6 protein-coding genes and 1 tRNA gene are annotated in these 4,334 nt (G+C 63.6%); all 7 read right to left on the minus strand.

Annotated elements, in window-relative coordinates:
• On the minus strand, positions 1–902 hold a 902-nt coding region (locus tag AC1DQP_RS17195; protein WP_478052075.1), incomplete at its 3' end, for an NADH-quinone oxidoreductase subunit D.
• Positions 899–1,651, minus strand: a complete 753-nt coding sequence (locus AC1DQP_RS17200) for an NADH-quinone oxidoreductase subunit C (RefSeq protein WP_256774634.1) — start codon at positions 1,649–1,651, stop codon at positions 899–901. The genes AC1DQP_RS17200 and AC1DQP_RS17195, both read right to left, overlap by 4 nt.
• Before the next feature lie 32 nt (positions 1,652–1,683).
• The gene (locus AC1DQP_RS17205) at positions 1,684–2,238 is read right to left on the minus strand and encodes a NuoB/complex I 20 kDa subunit family protein (RefSeq protein ID WP_038687233.1); all 555 of its coding nucleotides are present in this window, start codon (positions 2,236–2,238) and stop codon (positions 1,684–1,686) included.
• On the minus strand, positions 2,229–2,585 hold the full coding sequence (locus AC1DQP_RS17210; RefSeq protein ID WP_038691968.1) for an NADH-quinone oxidoreductase subunit A: 357 nt from the start codon (positions 2,583–2,585) through the stop codon (positions 2,229–2,231). The genes AC1DQP_RS17205 and AC1DQP_RS17210 overlap by 10 nt, the downstream gene beginning before the upstream one ends.
• Positions 2,586–2,697: 112 nt before the next feature.
• A tRNA-Leu gene (locus tag AC1DQP_RS17215) sits at positions 2,698–2,782 on the minus strand.
• A 64-nt stretch (positions 2,783–2,846) separates the two neighbouring features.
• On the minus strand, positions 2,847–3,287 hold the full coding sequence (secG, locus tag AC1DQP_RS17220; protein WP_256774730.1) for a preprotein translocase subunit SecG: 441 nt from the start codon (positions 3,285–3,287) through the stop codon (positions 2,847–2,849).
• A 54-nt stretch (positions 3,288–3,341) separates the two neighbouring features.
• Positions 3,342–4,097 (minus strand): triose-phosphate isomerase, encoded by a 756-nt coding sequence (tpiA, locus tag AC1DQP_RS17225; RefSeq protein WP_457321945.1) that lies wholly within the window; start codon positions 4,095–4,097, stop codon positions 3,342–3,344.
• Between the last annotated feature and the right edge of the window lie 237 nt (positions 4,098–4,334).

The following is a 4,334-nucleotide window of genomic DNA, read 5'->3' on the forward strand; positions in this document are numbered from 1 at the left end:
AGGTAACGGTCGTAGCAGTCGCCTTCCTTGCCGAGCGGGATGTCGAAATCGACCGCGTCGTACTTGGCATAGGGCTGCTTCTTGCGCAGATCCCAAGCAATGCCCGAGCCGCGCAGCATCACGCCGGTCATGCCCCAGGCATGCGCCAGCTCGGGGGTGACCACGCCGATGCCGACAGTGCGCTGCTTCCAGATGCGATTGTCGGTGAGCAGGGTTTCATACTCGTCCACGCGCTTGGGGAACTCAGCGGTGAAGTTTTCCAGGAAATCGAGCAGCGAACCTTCGCGCGAGGCGTTGAGGTTCTTCAGGGCGTTGCCCTTGTGCCAGCGCGATTCCTTGTACTTGGGCATGCGGTCCGGCAGGTCGCGGTAAACGCCGCCCGGACGGTAGTACGCCGCGTGCATGCGCGCGCCGGAGACCGCTTCATAGCAATCCATCAGCTCTTCGCGTTCACGGAAGGCGTACAGCATGACCGCCATCGCGCCCAGATCGAGCGCGTTGGAGCCCAGCCACATCAGGTGGTTCAGGATGCGGGTGATTTCGTCGAACATGGTGCGGATGTACTGCGCACGCTCAGGCGCTTCGATCCCCATCAGGGTTTCGATCGCGCGCACGTAGGCGTGCTCGTTGCACATCATCGACACGTAATCCAGGCGATCCATGTAACCGATCGACTGGTTGAACGGCTTGGATTCGGCCAGCTTTTCGGTACCACGGTGCAGCAGGCCCACGTGGGGGTCGGCACGCATGATGGTTTCGCCGTCCATTTCCAGGATCAGGCGCAGCACACCGTGCGCGGCCGGATGCTGGGGACCGAAGTTCATGGTGTAGTTGCGGATTTCCTGGCGCAGTTCGGCCGGGTTGCTCGCAAAGGCCTGGTGGGCCTGGGTGAATTCGCTCACTTGCTTGCCTCCGACTGCGCGGATTCACCGGCAGCGGTCTGGAAACGGGCGTCGTCACGGATCACGCGCGGCACGCCGACGCGCGGTTCGACCGAGGTGACCGGTTCGTAGATGACGCGCTGCTTTTCTTCGTCGTAGCGCACTTCGACGTTGCCGATCAGCGGGAAATCCTTGCGGAACGGATGGCCGACGAAACCGTAGTCGGTCAGGATCCGGCGCAGGTCCGGATGGCCTTCGAAGATCACGCCGAACAGGTCGAACGCTTCGCGCTCGAACCAGTTCAGGCCCGGCCACACGTTGGTCAGCGAGGCAACCACCGGCAGTTCCTCATTCGGCGCAAAGCAACGGATGCGCATGGTGAGGTTGTGCTGGTAGGAGCGCAGCTGGGCGACCACGGCGAAACGCTGCAGCGGGATCGGCTGCGGCTGGGCGCCATCGCTGGTTTCGCGGGTGGGGAATTCACCCCAGGCGAAACGACCGACAGACTTGCCCTCGACGCCACGGCTAAAGCCCTGGGACGACACATCGGCCGTATCCCATTCGTCGCTGCCGTAGCCGAGGTAGTCCAGGCCGCACAGGTCAACGGCCTGCTCGAAACCGAATTCGTCGCGCAGCGCCACAGCAGTGGCATGCCAGTCAGCGGCGGGCACTTCCAGCGTCACTTCGCCGCGGGGTTCGACCACGAAGACCTGCGCACCTGCGAAACGTGCGGAAAGTCGGTCGATGAAGGAAGGTGCTTGCTCTGCCATGGGGGCTTGGCGTGCTCTTGTCAGGAGGGATGTCAGCGGGCGATGGTCTGCGTACGCCAGATCTTCTTCTGCAATTGCAGGATCCCGTACACCAGCGCTTCGGCGGTAGGTGGGCAGCCGGGAACATAAATGTCCACCGGCACCACGCGGTCACAGCCACGCACTACTGCATACGAGTAGTGGTAGTAGCCGCCACCGTTGGCGCAGCTGCCCATCGAGATGACCCACTTCGGGTCCGGCATCTGGTCATAGACCTTGCGCAGCGCCGGGGCCATCTTGTTGACCAGGGTACCGGCGACGATCATCACGTCGGACTGACGCGGCGACGGGCGGAACACCACCCCGTAGCGGTCAAGGTCCAGACGCGCGGCGCCGGCATGCATCATTTCCACGGCGCAGCACGCCAGACCAAAGGTCATCGGCCACATCGAGCCGGTGCGTGCCCAGTTGAGCAGCGCATCGACACTGGTGGTCAGGTAACCCTTTTCCAGCAGCGGGTTGTCGCCTTCGGGACGCAGGATGTCATCGACCCGCCCTTCCGGGACCGGGTTGTTCATCAGGCCGTCGAGCGTCTGAATCACTCCCATTCCAGCGCTCCCTTCTTCCAGACGTAAATGAAACCGAGGAAAAGCATGCCCACGAACAGGCCCATCGTGACCARCGAACGTGCGCCCAGCTCCATGAAGACCTGGGTCCACGGCACGATGAAGATGATTTCCAAGTCAAATACGATGAACTGGATCGCGATCAGGTAGTAGCGCACATCGAACTTCATGCGCGCGTCCTCGAAAGCCTCGAAGCCGCATTCGTACGGCGAGAGCTTTTTCAGATCAGGACGTCGTGGACCGAGGAATCGGCCAACCAGCATCAGCGAAACGCCGATACCGGTGGCAACGATCAGAAACAGCAGAGACGGCAAATATTCGGCCAGCACAGCGATTCTCTCTTGCCTCTGCCGCTGCGCCTGCAGGCGCTTTGGCATGGGGGAGTGGACGGATACCGCTACCTGGCGCTTTGCGCGCCAGACGAACCCGCTTACAAACAAATGGTGCCCAAGAGGGGACTCGAACCCCTACGACTCTCGTCGCTACCACCTCAAGGTAGTGCGTCTACCAATTCCGCCACCTGGGCTTACGTTTGCATTGACGGGATTCCCTATCGGACTCCCTCAATGCGCCGCATATTGTAACCGTCTTCAGCGAGTCTGGGAGCCTTCCGAAGGCTTTTCTTCACCCGATTTCGGCGTTTCCGCCTGAGCCGGCACAGTTGCCTGCGGAACCGGCTGCTGCACAGCGGTTTCCGGGGCCTTGGGCACGGCCGGCAGCTCGCCCGCCGGGGCGGCCGGGGTCGTTGCGACCGGGGCCGACATCAGACCGAGATCCTGACCGCTGGTCGGACGCGAGCCATGGCTGGCGTACCAGGCCATGAAGAGGCTGATGCCGAAGAACACCACGGCCAGCCACTTGGTCGACTTGGACAGGAAGTTGGACGCGCCACGCGCGCCGAACACGGTCCCGGAGGCACCGGCACCGAAGCCCGAGCCTGCGGCCGCACCGGAACCACGCTGCATCAGGATGAGCGCGATCATGGCCACTGCCACCAGCACGTAGACCACATTGAGGATCAACATCAGCATTTCGAATCCGTCCTCGGACTGTAAATGCCGGCCAGCAGCCGGCAACATTATTCTTTATCGCCCGGCCGCCGCATCGACGATGGCCAGGAAGTCCGCGGCAACCAACGAGGCGCCGCCCACCAGCCCACCATCGACATCGGGCTGTGCGAACAGTTCCCCTGCGTTGTCGGGCTTCACGCTGCCGCCGTACAGGATCGGCAACGAATCGGCGATTCTAGCATCCAGCTTGGCCACTTCGCCACGGATGAACGCATGGACCTGCTGGGCCTGCTCCTTGGAAGCGGTGCGGCCGGTGCCGATTGCCCAGACCGGCTCATAGGCGACAACGGCGTGCTGGAAGCCGGCCGGGCCGACCAGGTCAAGGACCGGGGCCAGCTGGCCGGCAATGACCTGCTCGGTCTGGCCGGCCTCGCGCTGCTCCAGGGTTTCACCCACGCACAGCACCGGGACCAGGCCGGCATGCAGGGCGGCGGCGAACTTGCGCGCGACCAGCTCGCTGCTTTCGGCGTGGTACTGGCGCCGCTCGGAGTGGCCGACCAGGCCGTAGCGGGCGCCAACTTCGGCGAGCATGGCCGCAGAGACCTCACCGGTGTAGGCCCCCTTCTCATTGGAGCTGACGTCCTGGGAGCCGAAGGCGATGGCGCGGCCTTCGAACGCTTCGACCAGTTCGCCCAGATAGGGCAACGGGGGCAGGATCACCACCTCGACGCCGTCGGCCGGGAGGCTGGCCACCAGGTCGCTGACCAGGTCCGTGGCGAATTGGCGGCTGCCGTGCAGCTTCCAGTTACCGGCGACGATCTTGCGACGCATGGCGATGCTCCTTTGGGTATCAGCCGCCCATGATAACGGATGTAACGAAATGGGGTGGCTGCGAAAACGCTTACATTTCAAATGGATATTGGGGGGGGGGGCGAACGGCGATGGCTGGGGGTTTCATCGTGCCGGGAGGGCTTGGGTGGGAGGGTGGGACGCGCCGTAAACCCGTCCTTGGGGGCCCGCAGGCGCAGTCCTGCGCGCGCGGCAAGACCCGGGCGGGGCGTCCTGCCC

The sequence above is a fragment of the Stenotrophomonas sp. P5_A8 genome, assembly GCF_056400545.1.

Excerpts from the sequence above, each read along its gene's own strand:
- AC1DQP_RS17200 (WP_256774634.1), bottom strand. The coding sequence starts at position 1,651 with ATGGCAGAGCAAGCACCTTCCTTCATCGACCGACTTTCCGCACGTTTC.
- secG (WP_256774730.1), bottom strand. The coding sequence starts at position 3,287 with ATGCTGATGTTGATCCTCAATGTGGTCTACGTGCTGGTGGCAGTGGCC.
- tpiA (WP_457321945.1), bottom strand. The coding sequence starts at position 4,097 with ATGCGTCGCAAGATCGTCGCCGGTAACTGGAAGCTGCACGGCAGCCGC.
- AC1DQP_RS17205 (WP_038687233.1), bottom strand. The coding sequence starts at position 2,238 with ATGGGAGTGATTCAGACGCTCGACGGCCTGATGAACAACCCGGTCCCG.